The following is an 18,782-nucleotide window of genomic DNA, read 5'->3' as shown; positions in this document are numbered from 1 at the left end:
ATTCCGCCTGTGGGCCGTACACTCGGCCGCACGCGCAGGAGGGGGCACGAATGTCACAGGTCGGCGAAGCGAGGATGTGGGCCTCCCAGCCTCTACTCGAACGGGAATCCGAGATTCTCGCCATCCACCGCGCGGTGGACGATCTCTGCGGCACCTCCGTCGCCGGTACGGTCACCCGCCGCGGGGGTGTGATGACCTTCGCCGGATCGGCCGGCATCGGCAAGACCACCCTGCTGGCCGAAGCCCGCCGGCACGCCGCCGAGCGGGGCTGCACCGTGCTGTTCGCCCGCGGCGGCGAGCAGGAGAAGCAGGTGCCGTTCCATGTGATGCGGCAGCTCATCCAGCCGAGGTTCGTGGCCATGAGCGAGGACGCGCGCCGCGACGTCCTGGCAACTGGTACGGCATCGTCGCCCCGGCGCTCGGCCTCACCGCCGCCCCGACGGGCCGCACGGCGCCCGACCCGCAGGGCGTGCGGGACGGCCTGGACTGGGTCGTCACCCATCTCGCGGTGCGCAACGCACCCGTCGTCCTGGTCCTCGACGACGCCCACTGGGCGGACGCCGAGTCCCTGGCCTGGCTGACCGCCTTCGCGGCCCGGGCCGAGGAACTGGGCATGCTCATCATGATCGCCTGCCGGCCGGATGAGATCCCCGCCGACGCCGGCTCCCTGCGCGCCCTGATGGGGCGCCAGGGGACGCGTCCGCACGAACTGGCGCCCCTCAGCACCGGCGCGGTGGCGCGCATCGTCCGCGAGGCCCTCGACGAGAGCGCCGACGACGTATTCTGCCGGGAGTGCTGGGCGATCACCGGCGGGAACCCCTTCGAGGTCGTCGAGTTGGCGATGAAGGGGCGCGACCAGGGGCTCAAGCCGCTCCAGGACAACATCCCCCAACTGCGCGACCTGGCCTCCGCCGTCAAGGGCAGCGGACTGATCGAGCGCCTCGAACAGCTCGGGCCGTCGACCGTCCGGTTCGCCTGGGCCGCCGCGGTCCTGGGCACCGCCGTCCCGACCGGCGTCGTCGGCGGTGTCGCGGCCCTGGGCGAGGCGCAGACCGCCGAGGCCATCGACCGGCTGCGCGCCGCGCGCATCCTGACCGTGCTCACCAGCGTGCGCCGCCAGGAGGTCGTGGAGTTCTTCCACCCGCTCATCGCCACCGCCGTCTACCGTTCGATCCCGCCCGGTGTCCGCGTCGGGATGCACGGGATGGCCGCCAGGGCCCTGCTCGACGACGGGCACGGCGCCGCGGCCGCCGCCCGTCACCTTCTGGAGATGCACCCCGAGGGCGACCCCTGGGTGGTGCAGCAGCTGCGCCGGGCCGCGCGCGACAGCTTCTCCTCGGGAGCCCCCGACGCCGCACGGCGCTATCTGGCACGGGCGCTGCGCGAACCGCCGGAGGCGGAGGACCGGGCCGAGGTCCTCTTCGAACTCGGCTCCGCGAACCTGCTGCACGACCCCACCACCACGATCAACCAGCTCAGGACCGCACTCGAGGAGCCCGGCACCGACCAGGAGCTGCGGGAGGCGATCACGTACCGGCTCGCGCAGGCGCTCGCCCACACCGGCCAGTTGGCGGAGGCCGCCGGACTCCTGCACGAGGAGGCCCGGCGCGCCACCAGCTCCCGTACCCGCTTGCGCATGCAGGCCGAACAGTTCAAGTGGAACTCGGTCCGGGTCGACGAGGAGAACTCGCCCGGCAGGTCCCGGCTGCTGGCCCAGTTCGCCCGGCGGCTCACCGGCCGCGGGCTGCCCGAGCGGCACATCCTGGGCCTGCGCGCCTGGGACGCCGCCATGCGCGGCGAACCCGTCGCCACCGCCCTGGACTACGCCGAGCAGGCGCTCGACGGCGGGATGAGCTGGACCGACCAGGACTTCGGTTTCGAGGTGCCGGCCTCCGTCGCGGTCACGTTCATGTACTGCGACCAGCCGGGCCGGGCCGAGGAGCTCTTCAACACCGGCATCGTCGAGTTCGAGTCGAAGGGCTGGCGCGGCGCGCACCTGTCGTTCGTCTACACGCTGCTCGGTTACGTCCGCTACCGGCGCGGACGCCTCGCCGAGGCCGAGGACTTCGTGCGCAACGGCCTGCAGATCGCCGACCGCATCGGACACGGCATCCCCGCGCAGTGGTACGCCGTCGGCACCCTCATCGAGACGCTGATCGCCCGCGGGAACATGTCCGAGGCCCAGCAGGTCGCCCGCACCTACCAGCTGGCGGACGGCTTTCCCCAGGCCGTCGTCTACCCCGACCCGCAGGCCGTGTGGGGCAAGCTCCTGCTCGCCCAGGGCCGGACCGAGGAGGCCGAGCGGCACCTCGTCGCGGCGGGCAAGCGCCTTGACCTGCGCGGCACGCGGAACCCCTCGTGGAGTCCCTGGCAGCTCGACCTGGCGCTCGCGCAGCTCACCCGCGACCCCGAGCAGGCACGCGCCACGGCGACGGAAGCCGTCGCACGGGCCCGCGCGTTCGGAGCGTCCAGCGTGATCGGCCACGCCCTGCGCGTCGCGGCGGCCACGGCCGCGGACACCTCACAGGCGGCGCTCCTGCTGGAGGAGTCGGTCGCACATCTCGGGCAGTCGCCGGCCGCGTACGAACTCGCGCACGCTCTCATCGACCACGGCACGGCCCTGCACACCATCGGTGACACCCACCGGGCGGCGCGGCAGCTCTACCGCGGTCTGGAGACGGCTGTCGGCTGCGGCGCCGACGGGCTCGCGGACCGTGCCCGCGGCCACCTGGCGTCGGCCGGACTGCGTCCTCGCCGGCTGCACACCTTCGAGCAGGAGACCTTGACGATCGCGGAGGACACGGCGGCCCGGCATGCCGCTCTCGGCCTCGATGACGCGGCCATAGCGCGGGAGATGCGCAGGGACGTCCAGGAGGTCTCGGAGCTGCTGTCGGCGGTCTTCATGAAGGTGGGCACCGACAGGGCCGGGCTCCGGCAGGTCTTCGGCGCCTGACCTCCGTACGGTGGGGGCCGCCGGTCACCCTCAGTGGGCGCGCGGCAGCGGGCGGGAGCGGACGCCGTACCCGGTGGCGCTCCCGCGGGCCACGTCGGCTCGGGGCGTGCGCGGGCGGGCGGAGGAGGCGCCCAGGAGCCGACCGGCCTCGGCGTGTCTCCGCAGGGTCCTGATCAGGCCTTCGCCCTGCCGCGCCCGGTCGAACCACACGGTGCCGTCGAGGAGGTGGCGGTCGCCGAGGAGCCCGAGCAGGCGTCGGGGCTGCGGCTGCCAGTCGTAGAAGAACACGGTCGCGCCACGGGCGTGCGCGCGCCGCTGGAAGTCCCGCACACAGTGCATGCCGACGACGTCGGCGAACGAGACCCGGCCCAGGTCGCAGGCGACGACGGCGACCCTGTCCCCCAGAGAGCCGAGGACGCTCCGGAAGGCGGCTTCGGCGGTCATGTCGAGCTCACCGGACGGGGTCAGGTGCACGCTGGGTCCGTAGCGCCGTACGACGATACGGAAGCCGCTGCCGCTGTCGACGGTTTCCATGGCGTCTCACCTGCCAGGAAGAGAGGCCGTTCGGTGGGCCCCGGCCCGCTGCGGGGACGGGCGGGGTGACCACTTCGATACTGGACCCCGCGCCTTCGCTTCCGCAACCTCTCCGAGGGCCCGTCCCGGCCGGAAAGACGCGCGCACACCAGTCCGGTCGTTCGCCTGATCGGTGATCCACCGCACGCCGCCGTCCGTCTTCGATCACTGTGGCGGCTGGACAGCTCGGGGGGAGAAACGGGAGGGGATGCGATGACGCGGGGAACGGGACCGGAGCGCGGTCTGAGGGAGAGTGACGCGGTGCTGCTGGCCGCGGGGGCGGCGGACTGGGCCCTCGACGGTCTGGCCGGCGCGGCGCGGGGCCTGCGGGGGCTGCTCGGCAGGGCGGACCGGGGCGCGCTGGCGGAGGACGGACGGCAGGAGCTCAGGGCCCGGGGACGTCTGGCCCTGGACCGGCTGTCCCTCGACAGGCTGGCGCCCGCGCCGGCGTACCTGGAGGTGCTGGCCCGGCACGTCGCCGCCCGGCGCACCGACGGTGAGGACGGTGGCGATGTCCGTCGTGACGGCTGACGGCGGCGAGGCGCGGACCGTCCTCAAGAACCGTGTCGACGCGGTCCTGGACCGTTTCGTCGAGGACGAGATCGACCAGCTGCTGAGCGTCGACGGCGAACTGGCCCCGGTGGCCGAGCAGTTGCGTACCGCCACGGCGTACGGCAAGCGGCTCCGAGCGGCGTTCTGCTACTGGGGGTGGCGGGCGGCGGGACAGCCCGACAGCGACGCGCTGGTACGGGCCGCGGCCGCGATGGAGCTGGTGCACGCGGCGGCCGTGGTCCACGACGACCTGATCGACGACAGCCCGCTGCGGCGCGGCCTGCCCACCGCCCACATCGCCCTGCGCGCGGCGGTGGCCGGCCGGGGCGGGCCGGCGGCGGCGCGGTCGCTGGCCATGCTGGTGGGGGATCTGCTGATGGCGTGGGCCGGGCAGCTCTTCGTCACCAGCGGCCTGCCCGCCGCCTATCTGTCCCGGGCACGCCCGCTGTGGGCCGCGCTGGCGCGGGAGCTGATCGCCGGGGAGTGCCTGGAGATCCTGCGCACCGGCGCCGAGCCCGACCTGCGGCGCTCGCTGAAGGTGATCCGGTACAAGACGGCCAAGTACACGGTCGAGCAGCCCCTCCTCATCGGCGGCGCGCTGGCCGGGGCCTCGCCGGAGCTGCGGGAGGTCTTCACCGAGTACGGGCTGCCGCTGGGTGAGGCGTTCCAGCTGCGGGACGACCTGCTGGGACTGTTCGGCGACACCGCCCGTACGGGAAAGGCCAACACCGACGACCTCGACGGACACCGCCCCACGGCGCTCCTCGCCGAGACCTGGAGCCTGGCGACGCAGGACGAACGCCAGGAACTCGGGGGCCTGTTGAGCCGCGCCCGGCACGACCCGGACAGTCTTCAGCGGGTCCGCGCGATCATGGTCAGGACCGGGGCTCCCGACCGTGTCGAGGACATGATCGCCGAGCGGGTGCGGGTCGCCGTCCGGGTCGTGGAACAGGCCCGGCTGCCGGCGGACGCCGGCCACGCCCTCACCGGCCTCGCGGCCGACGCCGCCCACCGGCACCACTGACCGCGCACCCGTATCCGTACCCGTACCCGTACCCGTACCCGTACGCATATCCGTACCTGGAGAGACGTCATGACCTCTACGGAAGCCTCGCCGGACGCTCTGCGCCGGGCCGGGGACGAGCTTGCCGACGCCACCGTGGCCACCCTGTTCGAGCGCGGCGAGGTGGGCACGTTCAACACCCTGATGCGGTACGTCTCCAGGGTCGGGCAGGACCTGCCCGCGGGGCTGCCCGAGGTGGCCCGGGAGTACCTCCACGCCACGAGCGCCCCGCCGGCGTGGGTGGACTGGGACGAGATGGAGAAGGCCCGGCTCTTCTTCGTCGACAACAACGTGCACATCTCCACCGCCCTCTCCTTCGCCGCCATGCCGGCCTGCTACCTCGTCCCGCACGTCGCCCGGCTCCTGTCGGCGACGCACGGGCTGAGCTACCCCTCCAAACGCATGGCGGAGACCGGGCAGTTCACGGTCTACCTGATGCGGCCCGACGCCTTCGAGGCCGGCAGCCGGTTCATCCCCGCCGCCCAGAAGGTCCGGCTGCTGCACGCCTCCATCCGCCACCACCTGAGGCGTGAGAACCGCTGGGACACCGAGACCCTCGGGACCCCGATCTGCCAGGAGGACATGATCGGCGGGCAGATGTTCTTCTCCCTGCTGGTGCTGGACTCCCTGGACCGGCTGGGCGTCCATATGAGCACCGAGGGCGCCGAGGCGTACTTCTACGCCTGGCGGGTGGTCGGCGCCATGCTCGGCGTCGACCAGGAGGCCGTCCCCAAGGACCTGGCGGCTGCGCGCCGGTTCCTGGACCAGTACATGCTCCGCCACATGGGCCTCTCCGCCGAGGGCGCCCATCTGACCCGGCAGCTGATCGATCTGTACGAGGAGGTCGTGCCGGGCACCTTCTTCGACCCGGTCGTCTCCGCGCTGATCCGCCATCTGATCGGTGACACCTGCGCCGACTGGCTGGATGTCCCCCGCACCCCCTGGGACACCCTCGTCAAGGCCGCACCCCACCTGCTGGGCGTGCTCGAGACGATCGAAGACCGCTCACCGCTCGGCGCATGGGCGCTGGACCGCCTGGGCTACCTCACCACTGTCCTGGAGCTGTCCTCCCTCACCCGGGGCCGGGTGATGCACTACGCCATCCCCGACCAGCTGAAGGAGGAGTACGGCGTCGACACCGCCCTCCCCCGCACCCGCCGCTGGACCCCGCCCGCGCCCACCGTGACCTGAGCCGGAAGGCACCTGCCCGCGCCGGTGACGAGGCGGAATTCGCTCGACACGGCGGCGCCGACGCGGGAGGCTTCCCCCCGATGACACGACGTACCGATACGCCTCCCGCCTGGGACGAGCGCACACAGCTGACCACCTTCCTCGACTACGCCCGGGACACGGCACGGGCCAAGTGCGAGGGGCTCTCTCCCGAGGACGCCCGCAAGGCGCCGCTGCCGCGGTCACCGTTGATGACGGTGTGCGGCCTTATCAGCCACCTCCGATGGGTCGAACACCACTGGATCCAGGTGGTGTTCCTGGGCGAGGAGCCCGAGGGCCCGCTCGCCGAGGCGTCCGACGAGGACCCCGACCCGGAGATGCGGCTGGCGCGGGACATCCCGCTGGCCCGTCTCCTCGCCGAGTACGAGGAGCAGAGCGACCGCTACCGCCGCCTGCTGTCCGAACACGACCTGGACACGAAGGCGAGCCGCCCCATCCGGGACGGCCGCCACGTGGACCTCCGCTGGATCCTGCTCCATCTCATCGAGGAGACCTCCCGCCACAACGGCCACCTCGACATCGTCCGGGAACTCCTCGACGGGCAGACCGGCGTCTAGACGCGTTTGAAATCGGCCATCCCGCGCATTCGAGGGGAGAAGCACCGCAGCACGCCAAGCCGAGAGGGAGGACCACATGGGCATCATCGCCTGGATCGTCATCGGACTGCTGGCCGGCTTGATCGCCAAGGCACTCATGCCGGGCCGGGACCCTGGCGGTCTCATCATCACCATGCTGATCGGCATCGCGGGTGGCCTGCTCGGCGGCTGGCTGGGCAAGGTCCTCTTCGACGTCGACTCGATCGACGGATTCTTCGAGCTGTCCACCTGGATAGCAGCGATCATCGGGTCGATGATCCTGCTCGCCGTCTACCGGGTGTTCGCCGGGGGACGCACACGCCACGGCCACTGAGCGCGGAGCGCGGGACCGGGAGGGCCGGAGGGATGACGAAAAGGGCTGGAAGGGCCGGAGCGGCCCTTCCAGCCCCTTCGGCTGGGCCTCACTTCGTCAGCAGCCGGTTGAAGAAGGACCGGTACTGACGCAAGGCGTTGCGCAGGCTCTCCGTGTCGGCCTGTTCACCCTGGTTCCACTGACCCTCCAGGCCTTTCTTGTGGTCGGCGAAGGTCTCGGCCAGGGTCCGCATGACGTCGGCGACCAGTCCGTCCGCCGAGTGGACCGCCTCGCGCGGGTCGTCCACGAACTCGTTCTGGATCTGCTGCCAGCGTGAGCGGAAGGCTTCCACGTCGTCCTTCGACAGCAGTTCGGGGAGGTCCTCGGTGTCCTGGCCGCCCGCGGCGGCCACGGCCTCCGTGCCCGTCCCCTCCGGCTCCGTCTCTGTGGTGTCTGCCTCTGTGTCCGCCTCCGTTCCCGCTGCCGTACCGGTCGCCTGGCCCGGGTACACGGGCGCTTCCGAGCCCTGTCCGCCGCCCGCCTCCGGGTCTCCGAAGCCGGCGATGTCCTCGGTCGTCAGGCCGCTGTCATCGGCCCGGTCGGGCATGTCGTTGTGCTGCATGACGTCTCCTCGTACGTCTGCCGTGCGCTCCCGTGGACGGTCAGGTCTCGGCCGGGCCGGACCGTTGGCCGTCGGAGAGCAGTTCGTCGAAGAGGGCCCGGTAGTGCACCATGGCCCCGCGCAGCTGCTCGGTGGTCGCCTGGCGGCGTGAGCTCAGTGCGTTGATCTCATGAGCGGCCCGGTAGTGCTCGAGGGTCTGGCCGTGCTCGACGGAGAGGTCCCGCACCTGCTGGTCGAAGTCCTCGGTGGGATAGCCGCGGGCCCGCATGAGCGCGGTCACGAGCCGGTCGGCGTCGTGCACCGCGTCCTCGGGACGGTCGACGAACTCTTCCTGCACGCCGTTCCACTCGCGCGCGTACCTGTCTCTCTCGCTGGCCTCCAAGGGGCGGAGCTCGAGCGAGTCGTGGCGCTTCTCGCGTTCGGCGAGGTCGCGCTCGGCGGCCCGCCGGCTTCCCGCGTCCTCGACGGTCCGTTCGTACTCCGGCCCGAAGCGCTCCCGGAGGCGGCGGCGGCGCCGTACGACCGTCATGGCTACGGCGATCAGTGCGAGCACCACCACGACCGGGATGATGATGGCCAAGAGCGTCCCTGTTGACATCGGGGCTGGCCCCCTCGGTCGGTTTCGCGTGTCTGTCAGCGGCGCTGCTGCCCGTTCGGTGCCGTCCGAAACGGGCGCGCCGTCCGCGCGTGTACGGGCGGGCCTCAGCCGGGCTTGCGGGCCTCGATGAGGAACCGGGTGGTGTGGGCGACGAAGGGGCCCTCGGTCTCGATCCGGTCGTGCAGCTCGCGGAGCTGCCGCCGGTACCCCTCGACGGTGAAGCCGGGCACCATCCAGATCACCTTCCGCAGGAAGTAGACGACGGCCCCGATGTCGTGGAACTCGGTGCGCAGCGACTCCGACCGCAGATCGACGACATGGAGCCCGGCGGCCTCCGCGTCGGCGCGGGCGTCGTCGGGGTGGCGGGCGCGGCGGACGTTCTCGGGCTGGGCGCCGAGGAAGTACTCGACGAGTTCGAACACGCTGGCCGGGCCGACCTGCTGGGAGAAGTACGTGCCTCCGGGCCGCAGCACCCGGGCGATCTCCTCCCACCACACGGTCACCGGGTGGCGGCTGACAACGAGGTCGAACGCGGCGTCGGCGAACGGCAGCGGCGGCTCGTCGGCGTCCGCGACGACCGCCGCGCCCAGCGGGTGGAGCAGCCGGGTCGCCTTGGCGACGTTCGGCGGCCACGACTCCGTGGCCACCATGAGCCGGGGCAGCTTCGGGACGCCGGCCAGCACCTCTCCCCCGCCGGTCTGGATGTCGAGCGCGGCCGAGGCCCCGGCGAGGCGCTCGCCCAGCATGCGCTGGTAGCCCCACGAGGGTCGCTGCTCGGTGGCCCGGCCCTGCAGCCAGGAGAAGTCCCAGCCCTCCACGGACACCGTCTCCGCCTCGGCGACCAGCTCCTCGAACGATCGTGTCATGGACAAGATCCTCTCATCGGCCGCCGGGCCCGGCACCGTGTCAGGTGGGGTTGCGGCGCTGTGCGGTGCTCTCCTCACGCAGTCGTTCCGTCTGCCGGGTGAGGTCCTCGATGCGGGCGGCGAGTTCCGGGTGTCCGCCGCGCAGGTGGGGGGTGGTGGCGGCGAGGGGACGGACGAGGTTGGCGGCGTCGTTGTCCGCGAGGGCGCGGTTGAGGTCGTCGATCGGAGTGCGGGCCTCGGCCGGGAGGTCGGGCAGGGAGGCGATCTGGCCGGCGAGCCGACGCAGGTCGGCGGCGTTGTGGCGGGCCCAGGCCGCGACGGAGCGGTGCGCGGCGCGGCGGTCGCGCGTGGCCTGGACGCGTTCTTCGCCCGTGCTGCCCTCGGCACCGGGGCGCAGCCGGAGGTAGCGGCGCTCGGCCGCCTGGCGGCTCGCGACGCCGAGCGGTTCGGCCAGGTCCGCCCAGCTGGCGCCGGCTGCGCGGGCTGTCTCGATCAGCCCGGACTCCCAGCCGGCGAGCTGGTCACGCACATGGCGCAGGAGCAGGAGTGCGGCGAGGGCCTGCTCGGGGTAGGCGCCGTCTGGCTCCCGCCCCTCGCCGTCGGCGTCCGCGTGGGCGTCGCGTACCGCTTCCTCGATGGTGCGCAGTGCCGCCATGGCGGCGACGAAGGACGCCGGACCGCTCGCCTGTCCGTTCTTCTCGACCTTTTCGACGGGCTTTTCGACGGGCTTCTCGACGGGGGACACCTCCGCCTCCTTACGTCACCGGGTCAATGACATCTCATCTTGTCATCGTTTGGACGACATGCTACAAGGGTGAGTAGGTGACGCGCAGCGCCTGGCGTCACCCGAGCGTCGGTCCGGAAGCGAAACGCACCCGCCAGCAAGGGACACCGCGATGCGCATGCAATGGGACGCATTCCTCAAGGCCGTTCAGGAGCGCGGCGACTACGACTCGCCGCAGGAGGCGGAGCGCGCCGCCCGCACCGTCCTCGCTCTGCTGGGCGCCCACCTGGTCGGTGCGGACCGCGCCGAACTGGCCGCCCGACTGCCCGAGACCTTCGCCCTGATCCTGCTCAATCCGCTGCAGGCCGCCGAACCGCTGGACACGACACGGTTCGTGCGGGCGACCGCCGCGTGGATCGAGGGGGCGACGGAGGAGACCGCGAAGTGGGACGTCAGCGCCGTCCTGAGCGTGGTCGCGGACTGCGCGGGCGACGACCTGCTGCGTCGGGTCCTCCTCCAGCTGCCGCCCGGGTACGACCTGCTCTTCGGTCGCCCCATGCGGCAGGACTGATCCGGTCCCTCCCCCGCGCCGTCACCGGTCATTCCTCGGCGTCGTCCCGGGCCAGGAGGAGGGCCAGCTCCTGGAGGATCAGTTCGGTGCGCGGCCCCGATCCGGTCTCGTCGTAGGCGTCGGCGACCGCCTCGAAGGCGGCGATGAAACCGTTGACCAGCGCGTTGAGCGGCGTCGAGAGCTGGCCGAGCACCGCCATGCCGACCTCCTCCGGGCCGGCGCCGACGGGCACCATGAACTGCCCCGGGATCACCTCACCCAACAGGGTGGCGACGAGGCTCTCCTCCACACCTCCGCGCAGCCCCGTGAGCGCGGCGATGGCCTTGAGCTTGATCTCGTTCTCCGTCACACGCCGAGCGTAGGAGCACGCCGGGCCGCTGTTTCGCCGGTCGTCGGGACGGGCAGCCGGATGGCGCAAGGCGGTCACCCCAGGACGGGGTCGCCCCGGACGGAATCGAGAGGTGCGTGATCGGTGGACGGAACCGGGCCCGTGGTCGTCTTCGCCAACTTCCTCTCCGACCTGGCGGTCGACCTGACGGAGAGCGGGGCGCTGGCGGGGTGGGCGGAGCAGGCGCCGCGCAAGGCCTGGCTGCTACGGCCGGGAGACGTGCTCGTGACCCCCGTACCGCTCAGTGAGGCGTTCCTGCGGTACGTCGGCGGTCTGACGCGGGTGCCGACCGACGAGGTGACGGTCGTCCAGGTGCCCTCGGCCGGGACCGAGGCGCCGCCCTCCGGTGGCGCCGTGCCCATGGGGGAGGCGCTGCGCGCGGCGGGTCTGACCGAGCGGCTGCGGGCTCTCACGGACGGTTCCGGCGGGGCCCTGCTGCCCACGGCGCTGGACGCTTCCGCCGTCACGCTGGCCCGCGACCTCGGCATCACGGTGCGGCCCTTCCCCACGGTCGACGCCGCCGCGGCCGCCCTGGAGGTCACCCGGCGGCTCAACACCAAGGCCGGCTTCCGCGAGGTCGCCGCCGAGCTGGGCGTACGGCTGCCGGACGGGCGGGTGTGCCGACGCGGTGAGGTCCCCGAGACGGTGCGCGAGCTCCTGGAGACGTACGAAAGGGTGGTCGTGAAGCCCGACCGCTCCGCGGGCGGCCACGGGCTGCGCTTCGTCTCCCGGGGCGATCCCACCTGGACCGAGCACGCCCTGGATCCGGTCGGCGGCCCGGACGGGGTCTGGGTGGTCGAGGAGTGCGTGGACGTGGCCGAGTCGGTCAGCGTCCAGCTGGAGGTCTCGCCGACGGGAACGCGGCCCCTGTACAGCGGGGTGATGCGCACGGCACGGGGCGCGTACACCGGTTACGTCTCTCCGCTTCCGCCCGCCTTCCGGCGTGTGTGCGAGGAGCTGGAGCGGTGGGGAAGGGCCTTGGGCGGCCATCTGTCGCGGCACGGCTACGCCGGCCCGCTCGGCCTGGACGCGCTGGTCACCACGGACGGCACGTTGCTGGCCGGCGAGAGCAACGTCCGCCGCACCGCCACCACCACGGTCCAGGCGATGGTCGAGCGGCTCGGCACCCTCTCCGGCCTGCCCCCTCGGGCGTGGTCGGTCGGGAAGGGGCGCGCGGGGTCCCGCTTCGGCTTCGAGGAGGCCGTCCGCCGTCTCGCGGCGCACGGCCTCGCCTTCGATCCCGCGCGCGGCGAGGGCGTGGTCCTGTACGCGGACGCGCCGCCGGACGGGCATTCCTGGCGGTACGCGGTGATCGGCGCGGACGGCGACGGGGTGGCGGGGCAGGAGGTCCGGCTGGCCTCGGCTCTTGACTTCGCTGTTCGCTCACGTCCGGGCCTGTCTCAGCCGGCGTCCGGGCCGGCGTCCGGGTCACCGACCAGGTCACCGTCCGGGTCGCCGTCCGGGTCGCCGTCCGGCCGCTCGGACAGCTCCTGGTAGAAGGCGGCGAGGGTGTGCGCGCCCCGCCGCAGCGCTTCGACCTCCACCTTCTCGTCCGGGCCGTGCCAGCGGTCGTCGAGGAGGCCGGTGCCGAAGAAGAGCACGGGTGCGTCCAGGCTGCGGGCGAGCTGGGCGGCGGGGGCGGCGCCGCCGTTTCCCATCCGTCGGGCGGGGGCGTCGAAAGCCCGGCTCATGGAGCGCCGCAGCGCCGTCAGGGCCGGGTGGCCGGAGGGTGTGGTGTACGGATCCGAGATGGTCGACGACACCCGCAGGTCGTAACGGAAGTACGGCCGGGCGTGCCGGCCCAGCCAGGCGCGGAGTTGGGCGGCGACGTCGTCCGCCCGCTGGTCCGGGACGAGGCGCAGCAGGAGGTCCGCCGACGCGGTGGCCGGGATGAGGCCGCTCACCGGTCCGTGCGGGTCGCCGCCCGTCATGCTGCTGATCTCGGCGGAGGGCCGGAACCAGACGCGCTCGCGGACGTCGCGTCCGTCCCCTGCGGGGATGCCGAAGGTTCCCGTGCCGGCGGTCCAGGCGGTGGGGTCGAACGGCGGCAGTGCGTCGAGCTCGGCGCGTTCGGCGGGCGACAGCTCGCGGACCGGGTCGTAGAACCCCGGCAGCGAGACCCGTCCCCGCTCGTCGTGGAGCCGGCCGAGGATCCGGCAGAGTTCGTCGAGCGCGTTGGGCGCGCCGCCGGAAGCCGCGCCGCTGTGCAGGTTCCGCTCGGCCCCGCGGATCTCCAGGCGGGCGTTGACGGAGCCGCGGACGGCCGTGCACACGGCGGCGTCCTCCAGGGACCAGAGCATGGTGTCGGAGACCATCACCACGTCGGCCGCGAGTTCTCTCGGGTGTTCGGCGAGCAGGTCCGCCAGGTGGACGGAACCGATCTCCTCCTCGCCCTCGACGAGCAGCTTGAGGGTCACCGCGGGCGCCGCGTCACCGTGGCCGGTGGGGCGCCGGGCGGCCAGGTGGGCGCGGAGCGCCCACAGGTGGCAGAGGACCTGTCCCTTGGCGTCGGAGGCGCCCCGGCCGTACAACCGGCCCTCGCGGAGGGCCGGTGTGAAGGGGGCCGTCTCACGCCACTCCTCCTCCGTGACGGCGTGGACGTCGTGGTGGCTGTAGACGAGGAGGGTCGGGGCTGCCGGGTCCTCGGCGGGCAGGCACGCGTACACCGCCGGCAGGCCGTCGGTCCCCCACTCCTCGACGATCGGGAAACCCTCCTCCCGCAGGGCGCCGCACAGCCACCGGGCGGAGCGCGTCACGTCGACGGCGTGGGCCTCCTCCGCCGAGACGGAGGGGATCGACACCCACTCCGCGAGCGCCCGCAGGACGGAGTCCGTCTGGTCGGCGACGGCGGCGCGCAGCTCCCGGTCGGCCGGGTCACTCACCGCCGTCCTCCCGTTCGCCCCGCGTTCGGGGGGCGAACTCGGCACGGTGGGCGATCATCCAGGTGTTGAAGTCCTGGAGGGCGGGGTTGAGCGCGCGTACGGCGTCGAGGTCGCGGGCGGCGGTGAAGCGGTGCTCGCAGTCGGCGTAGAACTGGAACATGTTGCCGGACTCCTCCGCTCCGGGCACGTCCAGGGCCCGGAAGGCCTCCGGCGTCAGCGGCCGGTACTCGACCGGTTCGCCGAGGTGCCGGCTCATGGTGGCGGCCATGTCCGCGACCTTCAGGTGCTCCCCGGCGATGCCGACCTTGGCGCCGAGGAGGTCGGTGCCGCGCTTCAGGACGGCCAGCGCCGTCCTGCCGATGTCGTCGACGGCGATGCCGGAGAGCTTGCGGTCGCCCATCGGCAGATTGAGCACGAGGACGCCGTCGTCGTCACGGCGCGGCGCGTACTTGGTGAGCAGGTTCTCCCAGAAGAAGGTCGTCCGCAGGTACGTCGTCGGTACGCCGTCGTCCTCGAAATACCGGTCGGCCTCCGCCTTCGCGTCGAAGTGCGGCACCTTGTAGTAGCCCTGCAGGGTGGGCATCCGGTCGTCCTCCAGGGGGACGCACTCGCGGGTGTCCTCCAGCGTGGACCAGATGGCGTGCTGCACTCCGGCGAGCCCGGCGCCCCGGGCCATGGCCCCGGCCTGCGCCTTCTCCCGTTCCGCGGAGGTGTGCTCCCAGTAGTTGGTCACCAGGAACGCCCCGTACGCCCCCTCGAAGGCGGGGCCGAGGCTCTCCTCCTCGTCCATGTCGGCCTGGACCACCTCGGCCCCGAGCCGCTCGAGGTCCTTGGCCGCCGCGGAGTCCGGCCGTCGGGTGACGGCCCGCACCGCGAATTCGCCGTCCGCGAGGACCGCTCTGGCGAAGCCGCCGCCCTGGCGTCCCGTCGCTCCGAACACGGTCACCGTCCGTTTCCCGGTCCGCTTCCCGGTCATGGTCCGAGCCTCCTCCCGACTCCGCACCCTTGCCTCAGCGCGGCGCCTACCCGGATCCGGGTCGCACATCCACGCTCCCGGCTCCGGCGGGGGCGGAGGCGCGGCGGCGGGCGGCGGCGGCGCGGCGGCGGGCGGTGGCGAATATCCCTTCGTACGGCGGTCCCGGGCGCGGTACCGTCCGCTTGCGCCCGCCCACGAGGCGGGAGAAGGGGAGCCGGACGTGGTGAACAGAGAGTCCGTGGACGAGGCGGTGCGGTTCCGCCAGGCGCTGGTCGCGTGGGCGGCCGGCGGGGCGGAGGCCGGTGCGGCGGCCACGGCGGCGCGGGAGGTGGCCGCGGGCGGCGGTGTGCGGACGGTCGTGCTCGTCGAGGGCGGCAGCGACCGGGCCGCGCTCGACGCGCTGGCCACACGGTACGGCCGGAACCTCGACGCGGAGGGCGTCCCGGTCGTGCCGCTCGGGGGCGCGACGAGCATCGGGCGCTTTCTCGACCTGTGCGGGCCCCAGGGGCTCGGCCTCCCGCTGGCGGGGTTGTGCGACGTCGGGGAGGAGCGTCACTTCCGGCGGGCCCTGGAGCGGGTCGGGCTCGGAAGCCCGGCGACGCGGGAGGACCTGGAGGCGCTCGGTTTCCAGGTGTGCGTCGCGGATCTCGAGGACGAGCTGATCCGCTCGCTGGGCGCCGACGCCGTGCGGAGTGTGGTCGAGGCGCAGGGCGAGCTCCGCTCCTTCCTCACCTTCCAGAATCAGCCGGCGCAGCGGGGGCGGGCCGTGGAGCGTCAGCTCCGACGGTTCCTGGGCACGCACAGCGGCCGCAAGGCGCAGTACGCCCGCGCGCTCGTCGAGAGCCTCGCCCCGGACCGGATCCCCCGGCCCTTGGAACGCCTGCTCGCGCACGTCTGAGACCGGCGGCGTGGCGGCGCTCCGCCGTCGCGCGCCGTGCCGCCGTGCCGCCGTGCCGCCGTGGCGGCCGGTGCGCGAACGCCGGCCCCGCCCCCCCTTCCTGTTCCGGGGGGCGGGGCCGGCGTCCGTGGCGGGTGACGTTACGAAGCGTCCCGTACCGTGCCGGTGAACTCCGGTCCCGGGACCGTCTCCCACGACTCGTCGTAGGTGATCAGCCGGGCCCGCAGTGACTCCGCCGGCTCGCGCGCCGCGTCGGCGACCGTCGGCACGGAGACCTCGACGGCCGTCTCGCCCGCGGGGACGTAGACCGACAGGGCGCCCATGTCCATCGCCGACAGCGGCACGGCGGGTTCCGGTGCCTCGCCGAAGTTCCCCTCCAGCCAGGCGCGGTCGACGTCGGCCGTGGACAGTTCCGAGCGGCCGGCGGCGACGGGCAGGAACTCGACCCCGGCCGAGATGTCGGCGTCGGCGGCCTCGGACAGGGTCAGCCGCCAGGTGAGGGGCTTGCCCTCGGTGACGTCGGCCGCGACCGGTGTCACCGTGACCGCGGGCATCGCATCGTCGTTCCGCGCGGTCACACCGCCCCGGTGGGAGCCGACCACCGCGCCGCGGACCGCCTTCACGAAGACCTCCCGCGAGACGTCGTTGCCGTATCGCGTGTTGCCGCGCACCGTGAACGGTACGTCGATGCCGCCGCTGCCCTGACGTACCGTCACCGTGCGGGAGGTGACCTCTCCGGTGTCCGGCTGGGTGACGAACACCCGGACCTGGCCGCTGCCCTGGCCCGAGACACGCACGGGCACACGGTAGGTACGGGTCCCGGAGTCGCCCTCGTCGACCGTCAGTCGGCCGATGTCGACGCGCGGCAGGGCCGCGGCGCGGACCGCCGGTGTCCCCGGGCGCCAGCCCCAGGCGTCCATCAGCCACGCCCGCCCGGAGCCGGTGCGCGGGGTCAGTTCGAGGGCCTTGACCCGCTTCAGGTCCAGGCCGGCGCGGGCGGCCGCCGACAGCGGGACGCGGATCTCGCGGCCCCAGTAGGAGGCGGTCCGCTCGGTTCCGGGCAGCCCGTCGACGCGGGCCCGGCCCAGGCCTGCGCGGCGGCCCGAGGCGTCGACGACGGCGACGTCCAGCTCGGTCCCCGTGGAGTTGGGCGGGACGATCACGCGCAGGGCGAGGGCCTCACTGCCCGCGAGGGAGACCGGGCGGGCAGGGCGTACCGTGACCGCTCCCCCGGCGCGGGACCAGTTCAGGGCGATCGCGTCGCGGCCCGGTTCCGGGGAGGCCTCCCAGGAGGCGAAGTGCGGCGACTGGCCGACGCCGTCGGGCGGCAGGCAGGCGCGGGCCGGGTCGGGGTCGATCTGGGCGCAGAGCCGGCCGCCGCCGGTGACGGTGACCGACGGGTCCGGGAGGAGGGCCGGTGTGCGGTGCGCGCCGACGGCGTGGGTGAGCACCCGGGCGGGGTCCGCCGAGGGCGCGCGGCGGCCGGTGCCGTCGAGGAGCGGGCGGACCCGGTCGTCACCGGCGACGAACAGGCGCGCCGCCGCGGCGATGTAGGTGGCGCCGGCGGCCTGCTGCTGCGTGGCGGTCAGCCGGGTCTTCGCGCCGGGCGTGCACACCGGGTCCGGCGTCTCGTCCGACCAGAAGTCGTCGTCGGCCGGTGCCTTCGCCTGTCCCGGGGTCCACTCGCTGTTGAAGAAGTTGTGGTTGGCGCCGATCATGTAGACCGCGCTGTGCAGGGCGGTGCCGCGGCTGACACCGCGGGTGCCGTCGACGTAGATCTGGCCCTGGAGGTCGGACACGTCGCCGTCGCAGCCCGGCAGGAGGGTCGCGGAGGGCACGTCGGGGACCGGGTTCTGTCCGAAGACGGTGGGTCCGATCAGGACGTTGCCGCGGATGGTCCAGCGCACCGGGCCCCGGTAGCCGTCCTGGTCGGCGGGCGGCCGGGAGAGGCTGTCGAGCGCGGCGCGGTTGACGCCCTCGCCGCCCCGGGAGTGGCCGACCAGCAGGACGCGGGACAGGTCGGCGGGCGAGGTCGCGCGGACGGCGGCCGGTGCGCCCTTCGGCTTCGCGGCCCAGTCGGCCCAGCGGGCGAGGTGCTGCCGCACGAGGGAGGAGCGGGCCTGGGCGCCGCCGTCCTCCGCCGCGTGGTCCTGCCCGTTGATGCCGTTGGCGGCGATGGAGACGGTCACGTACCCCTGGGAGGCCAGGAGTTTCTGGGCGCGCAGATAGCCCTGGTGGCTGGGGATCGGCTTGGTGCCGGCGGTGCAGGGCCACTCGCCGGTGACCTCGCCGGCGGCGCTGAAGCACGTGGCGTGACGTCCGTGCAGGAAGAGCGCCAGGGGACGCTTGCCGGGGGCGCCGACGGGTCCCACGACGGTGGCCCGCATCTCCACCGGGGCGGCGAATCCGGGCAGCCGTACCGACGGCAGGGTGTACTCGCCGGTGACGGTCCGGTGGGCGCCGCTGACGCCGGGATCGACCGGGTTCGCGGGGAGTTGGGGCTCCAGGCGGGCGGAAGGGGGTGTCTCGCGGGGCGCGGACGGGGAGAGACGCCCGGCGTCGCCGGGGGCGTTCGCGCCCGCGTCGAGGCGGCGGCCGCCCGCCATCACCCGGAGTTCCGCGGCGGGGCCGATGCGCGCACCGTCCGTCTTCAGCCGGTACGCGCGCCCGTCCGGCGTGGCCTCGGGCCGGCCGAGCAGCCTGTCGCCGGCGTAGAACTCGACGCGCGCGTCGCCCATGGGCACGGGGCCGGGCGAGGTCCAGATCAGTTCCGTTCCGGCGCCCTCGCCGGTGAGCCGCCAGCCCTCCGGGAGGTTTCCGTCCTCCTTCGCCTGGTTCGTCCTCGACAGGGGGCCGGGGTCCGGCTGCGCGTGCGCCGCTCCCGGGGACGCCGCGGCCAGCGCGAGTAACGCCGCGGCCGCGGTCACCGCGCGTGTGACACGTATCAAAGCGGTCTTCCTCACCATCGGTCTTCTCGGCACCTCCGGTTTCCGTGGTG

19 protein-coding genes are annotated in these 18,782 nt (G+C 73.4%); 9 read left to right on the top strand and 10 right to left on the bottom strand.

The features are described from left to right. Positions 1-92: 92 nt before the first annotated feature. Positions 93-323 carry a hypothetical protein gene (locus ACF06X_RS31610; protein ID WP_392290732.1) on the bottom strand — a complete coding sequence of 77 codons (231 nt, stop codon included), beginning with the start codon at positions 321-323 and terminating at the stop codon, positions 93-95. A gap of 146 nt (positions 324-469) precedes the next feature. On the opposite strand from ACF06X_RS31610, the gene ACF06X_RS31605 reads away from it, so the two are divergent. Beyond that, complete coding sequence (locus ACF06X_RS31605; protein WP_392290731.1) at positions 470-2,953, top strand: ATP-binding protein; 2,484 nt, start codon at positions 470-472, stop codon at positions 2,951-2,953. 30 nt (positions 2,954-2,983) lie between these two features. On the opposite strand, the gene ACF06X_RS31600 is transcribed toward ACF06X_RS31605, so the two are convergent. Next, a complete protein-coding gene (locus tag ACF06X_RS31600) occupies positions 2,984-3,487 on the bottom strand; it encodes an STAS domain-containing protein (RefSeq protein WP_392290730.1) in 504 nt (167 codons plus the stop codon). Positions 3,488-3,739: 252 nt separating this feature from the next. On the opposite strand from ACF06X_RS31600, the gene ACF06X_RS31595 reads away from it, so the two are divergent. The 5 genes from ACF06X_RS31595 (at position 3,740) to ACF06X_RS31575 (ending at position 7,280) form a co-directional block, all read left to right on the top strand. After that, on the top strand, positions 3,740-4,057 hold the full coding sequence (locus ACF06X_RS31595) for a hypothetical protein (RefSeq protein WP_392290729.1): 318 nt from the start codon (positions 3,740-3,742) through the stop codon (positions 4,055-4,057). Next, on the top strand, positions 4,038-5,102 hold the full coding sequence (locus tag ACF06X_RS31590; protein ID WP_392290728.1) for a polyprenyl synthetase family protein: 1,065 nt from the start codon (positions 4,038-4,040) through the stop codon (positions 5,100-5,102). Before ACF06X_RS31595 ends, ACF06X_RS31590 begins: the two co-directional genes overlap by 20 nt. Before the next feature lie 69 nt (positions 5,103-5,171). Next, positions 5,172-6,332 (top strand): oxygenase MpaB family protein, encoded by a 1,161-nt coding sequence (locus ACF06X_RS31585; RefSeq protein WP_392290727.1) that lies wholly within the window; start codon positions 5,172-5,174, stop codon positions 6,330-6,332. A gap of 80 nt (positions 6,333-6,412) precedes the next feature. Continuing rightward, positions 6,413-6,928, top strand: a complete 516-nt coding sequence (locus ACF06X_RS31580) for a DinB family protein (protein WP_392290726.1) — start codon at positions 6,413-6,415, stop codon at positions 6,926-6,928. A gap of 76 nt (positions 6,929-7,004) precedes the next feature. Continuing rightward, positions 7,005-7,280, top strand: a complete 276-nt coding sequence (locus ACF06X_RS31575; protein ID WP_158992814.1) for a GlsB/YeaQ/YmgE family stress response membrane protein — start codon at positions 7,005-7,007, stop codon at positions 7,278-7,280. A gap of 88 nt (positions 7,281-7,368) precedes the next feature. Here ACF06X_RS31575 and ACF06X_RS31570 read toward each other — a convergent pair whose 3' ends face one another. From ACF06X_RS31570 to ACF06X_RS31555, 4 genes are all read right to left on the bottom strand, one after another. Next, the gene (locus tag ACF06X_RS31570; protein WP_392290725.1) at positions 7,369-7,881 is read right to left on the bottom strand and encodes a hypothetical protein; all 513 of its coding nucleotides are present in this window, start codon (positions 7,879-7,881) and stop codon (positions 7,369-7,371) included. A 40-nt stretch (positions 7,882-7,921) separates the two neighbouring features. After that, a complete protein-coding gene (locus tag ACF06X_RS31565) occupies positions 7,922-8,479 on the bottom strand; it encodes a hypothetical protein (protein ID WP_392290724.1) in 558 nt (185 codons plus the stop codon). Between the two features lie 104 nt (positions 8,480-8,583). Then, complete coding sequence (locus ACF06X_RS31560; RefSeq protein ID WP_392290723.1) at positions 8,584-9,345, bottom strand: class I SAM-dependent methyltransferase; 762 nt, start codon at positions 9,343-9,345, stop codon at positions 8,584-8,586. Positions 9,346-9,385: 40 nt separating this feature from the next. Then, positions 9,386-10,000: a hypothetical protein gene (locus ACF06X_RS31555; protein ID WP_392290799.1), complete on the bottom strand. Its 615-nt coding sequence runs from the start codon at positions 9,998-10,000 to the stop codon at positions 9,386-9,388. 241 nt (positions 10,001-10,241) lie between these two features. On the opposite strand from ACF06X_RS31555, the gene ACF06X_RS31550 reads away from it, so the two are divergent. Then, positions 10,242-10,640 carry a DUF2267 domain-containing protein gene (locus ACF06X_RS31550; protein WP_392290722.1) on the top strand — a complete coding sequence of 133 codons (399 nt, stop codon included), beginning with the start codon at positions 10,242-10,244 and terminating at the stop codon, positions 10,638-10,640. Positions 10,641-10,668: 28 nt separating this feature from the next. On the opposite strand, the gene ACF06X_RS31545 is transcribed toward ACF06X_RS31550, so the two are convergent. Next, the gene (locus ACF06X_RS31545) at positions 10,669-10,989 is read right to left on the bottom strand and encodes a hypothetical protein (protein WP_392290721.1); all 321 of its coding nucleotides are present in this window, start codon (positions 10,987-10,989) and stop codon (positions 10,669-10,671) included. Positions 10,990-11,112: 123 nt separating this feature from the next. Here ACF06X_RS31545 and ACF06X_RS31540 point away from each other — a divergent pair, with 123 nt between their 5' ends. Further along, positions 11,113-12,525: a peptide ligase PGM1-related protein gene (locus ACF06X_RS31540; RefSeq protein WP_392290720.1), complete on the top strand. Its 1,413-nt coding sequence runs from the start codon at positions 11,113-11,115 to the stop codon at positions 12,523-12,525. On the opposite strand, the gene ACF06X_RS31535 is transcribed toward ACF06X_RS31540, so the two are convergent. Beyond that, on the bottom strand, positions 12,429-13,910 hold the full coding sequence (locus ACF06X_RS31535; protein WP_392290719.1) for a M20/M25/M40 family metallo-hydrolase: 1,482 nt from the start codon (positions 13,908-13,910) through the stop codon (positions 12,429-12,431). The genes ACF06X_RS31540 and ACF06X_RS31535 overlap by 97 nt on opposite strands. Further along, positions 13,903-14,886 carry an NmrA/HSCARG family protein gene (locus ACF06X_RS31530; RefSeq protein ID WP_392290718.1) on the bottom strand — a complete coding sequence of 328 codons (984 nt, stop codon included), beginning with the start codon at positions 14,884-14,886 and terminating at the stop codon, positions 13,903-13,905. The genes ACF06X_RS31535 and ACF06X_RS31530 overlap by 8 nt, the downstream gene beginning before the upstream one ends. Before the next feature lie 238 nt (positions 14,887-15,124). On the opposite strand from ACF06X_RS31530, the gene ACF06X_RS31525 reads away from it, so the two are divergent. Further along, a complete protein-coding gene (locus ACF06X_RS31525) occupies positions 15,125-15,784 on the top strand; it encodes a TOPRIM nucleotidyl transferase/hydrolase domain-containing protein (RefSeq protein WP_392290798.1) in 660 nt (219 codons plus the stop codon). A gap of 140 nt (positions 15,785-15,924) precedes the next feature. On the opposite strand, the gene ACF06X_RS31520 is transcribed toward ACF06X_RS31525, so the two are convergent. Then, positions 15,925-18,732, bottom strand: coding sequence for an alpha/beta hydrolase family protein (locus ACF06X_RS31520; RefSeq protein WP_392290717.1), 2,808 nt, complete (start codon positions 18,730-18,732; stop codon positions 15,925-15,927). Positions 18,733-18,782 lie beyond the last annotated feature (50 nt).

Source organism: Streptomyces sp. NPDC015346 (genome assembly GCF_043078785.1).
Classification (GTDB): Bacteria; Actinomycetota; Actinomycetes; order Streptomycetales; family Streptomycetaceae; genus Streptomyces.
The sequence above is the reverse complement of the archived record's forward strand: the minus strand, read 5'-3'. Positions and strand labels throughout refer to the sequence as shown.

Excerpts from the sequence above, each read along its gene's own strand:
- ACF06X_RS31610 (WP_392290732.1), bottom strand. The coding sequence starts at position 323 with ATGGAACGGCACCTGCTTCTCCTGCTCGCCGCCGCGGGCGAACAGCAC.
- ACF06X_RS31600 (WP_392290730.1), bottom strand. The coding sequence starts at position 3,487 with ATGGAAACCGTCGACAGCGGCAGCGGCTTCCGTATCGTCGTACGGCGC.
- ACF06X_RS31595 (WP_392290729.1), top strand. The coding sequence starts at position 3,740 with ATGACGCGGGGAACGGGACCGGAGCGCGGTCTGAGGGAGAGTGACGCG.
- ACF06X_RS31590 (WP_392290728.1), top strand. The coding sequence starts at position 4,038 with ATGTCCGTCGTGACGGCTGACGGCGGCGAGGCGCGGACCGTCCTCAAG.
- ACF06X_RS31585 (WP_392290727.1), top strand. The coding sequence starts at position 5,172 with ATGACCTCTACGGAAGCCTCGCCGGACGCTCTGCGCCGGGCCGGGGAC.
- ACF06X_RS31580 (WP_392290726.1), top strand. The coding sequence starts at position 6,413 with ATGACACGACGTACCGATACGCCTCCCGCCTGGGACGAGCGCACACAG.
- ACF06X_RS31575 (WP_158992814.1), top strand. The coding sequence starts at position 7,005 with ATGGGCATCATCGCCTGGATCGTCATCGGACTGCTGGCCGGCTTGATC.
- ACF06X_RS31570 (WP_392290725.1), bottom strand. The coding sequence starts at position 7,881 with ATGCAGCACAACGACATGCCCGACCGGGCCGATGACAGCGGCCTGACG.
- ACF06X_RS31565 (WP_392290724.1), bottom strand. The coding sequence starts at position 8,479 with ATGTCAACAGGGACGCTCTTGGCCATCATCATCCCGGTCGTGGTGGTG.
- ACF06X_RS31560 (WP_392290723.1), bottom strand. The coding sequence starts at position 9,345 with ATGACACGATCGTTCGAGGAGCTGGTCGCCGAGGCGGAGACGGTGTCC.
- ACF06X_RS31555 (WP_392290799.1), bottom strand. The coding sequence starts at position 10,000 with ATGGCGGCACTGCGCACCATCGAGGAAGCGGTACGCGACGCCCACGCG.
- ACF06X_RS31550 (WP_392290722.1), top strand. The coding sequence starts at position 10,242 with ATGCGCATGCAATGGGACGCATTCCTCAAGGCCGTTCAGGAGCGCGGC.
- ACF06X_RS31530 (WP_392290718.1), bottom strand. The coding sequence starts at position 14,886 with ATGACCGGGAAGCGGACCGGGAAACGGACGGTGACCGTGTTCGGAGCG.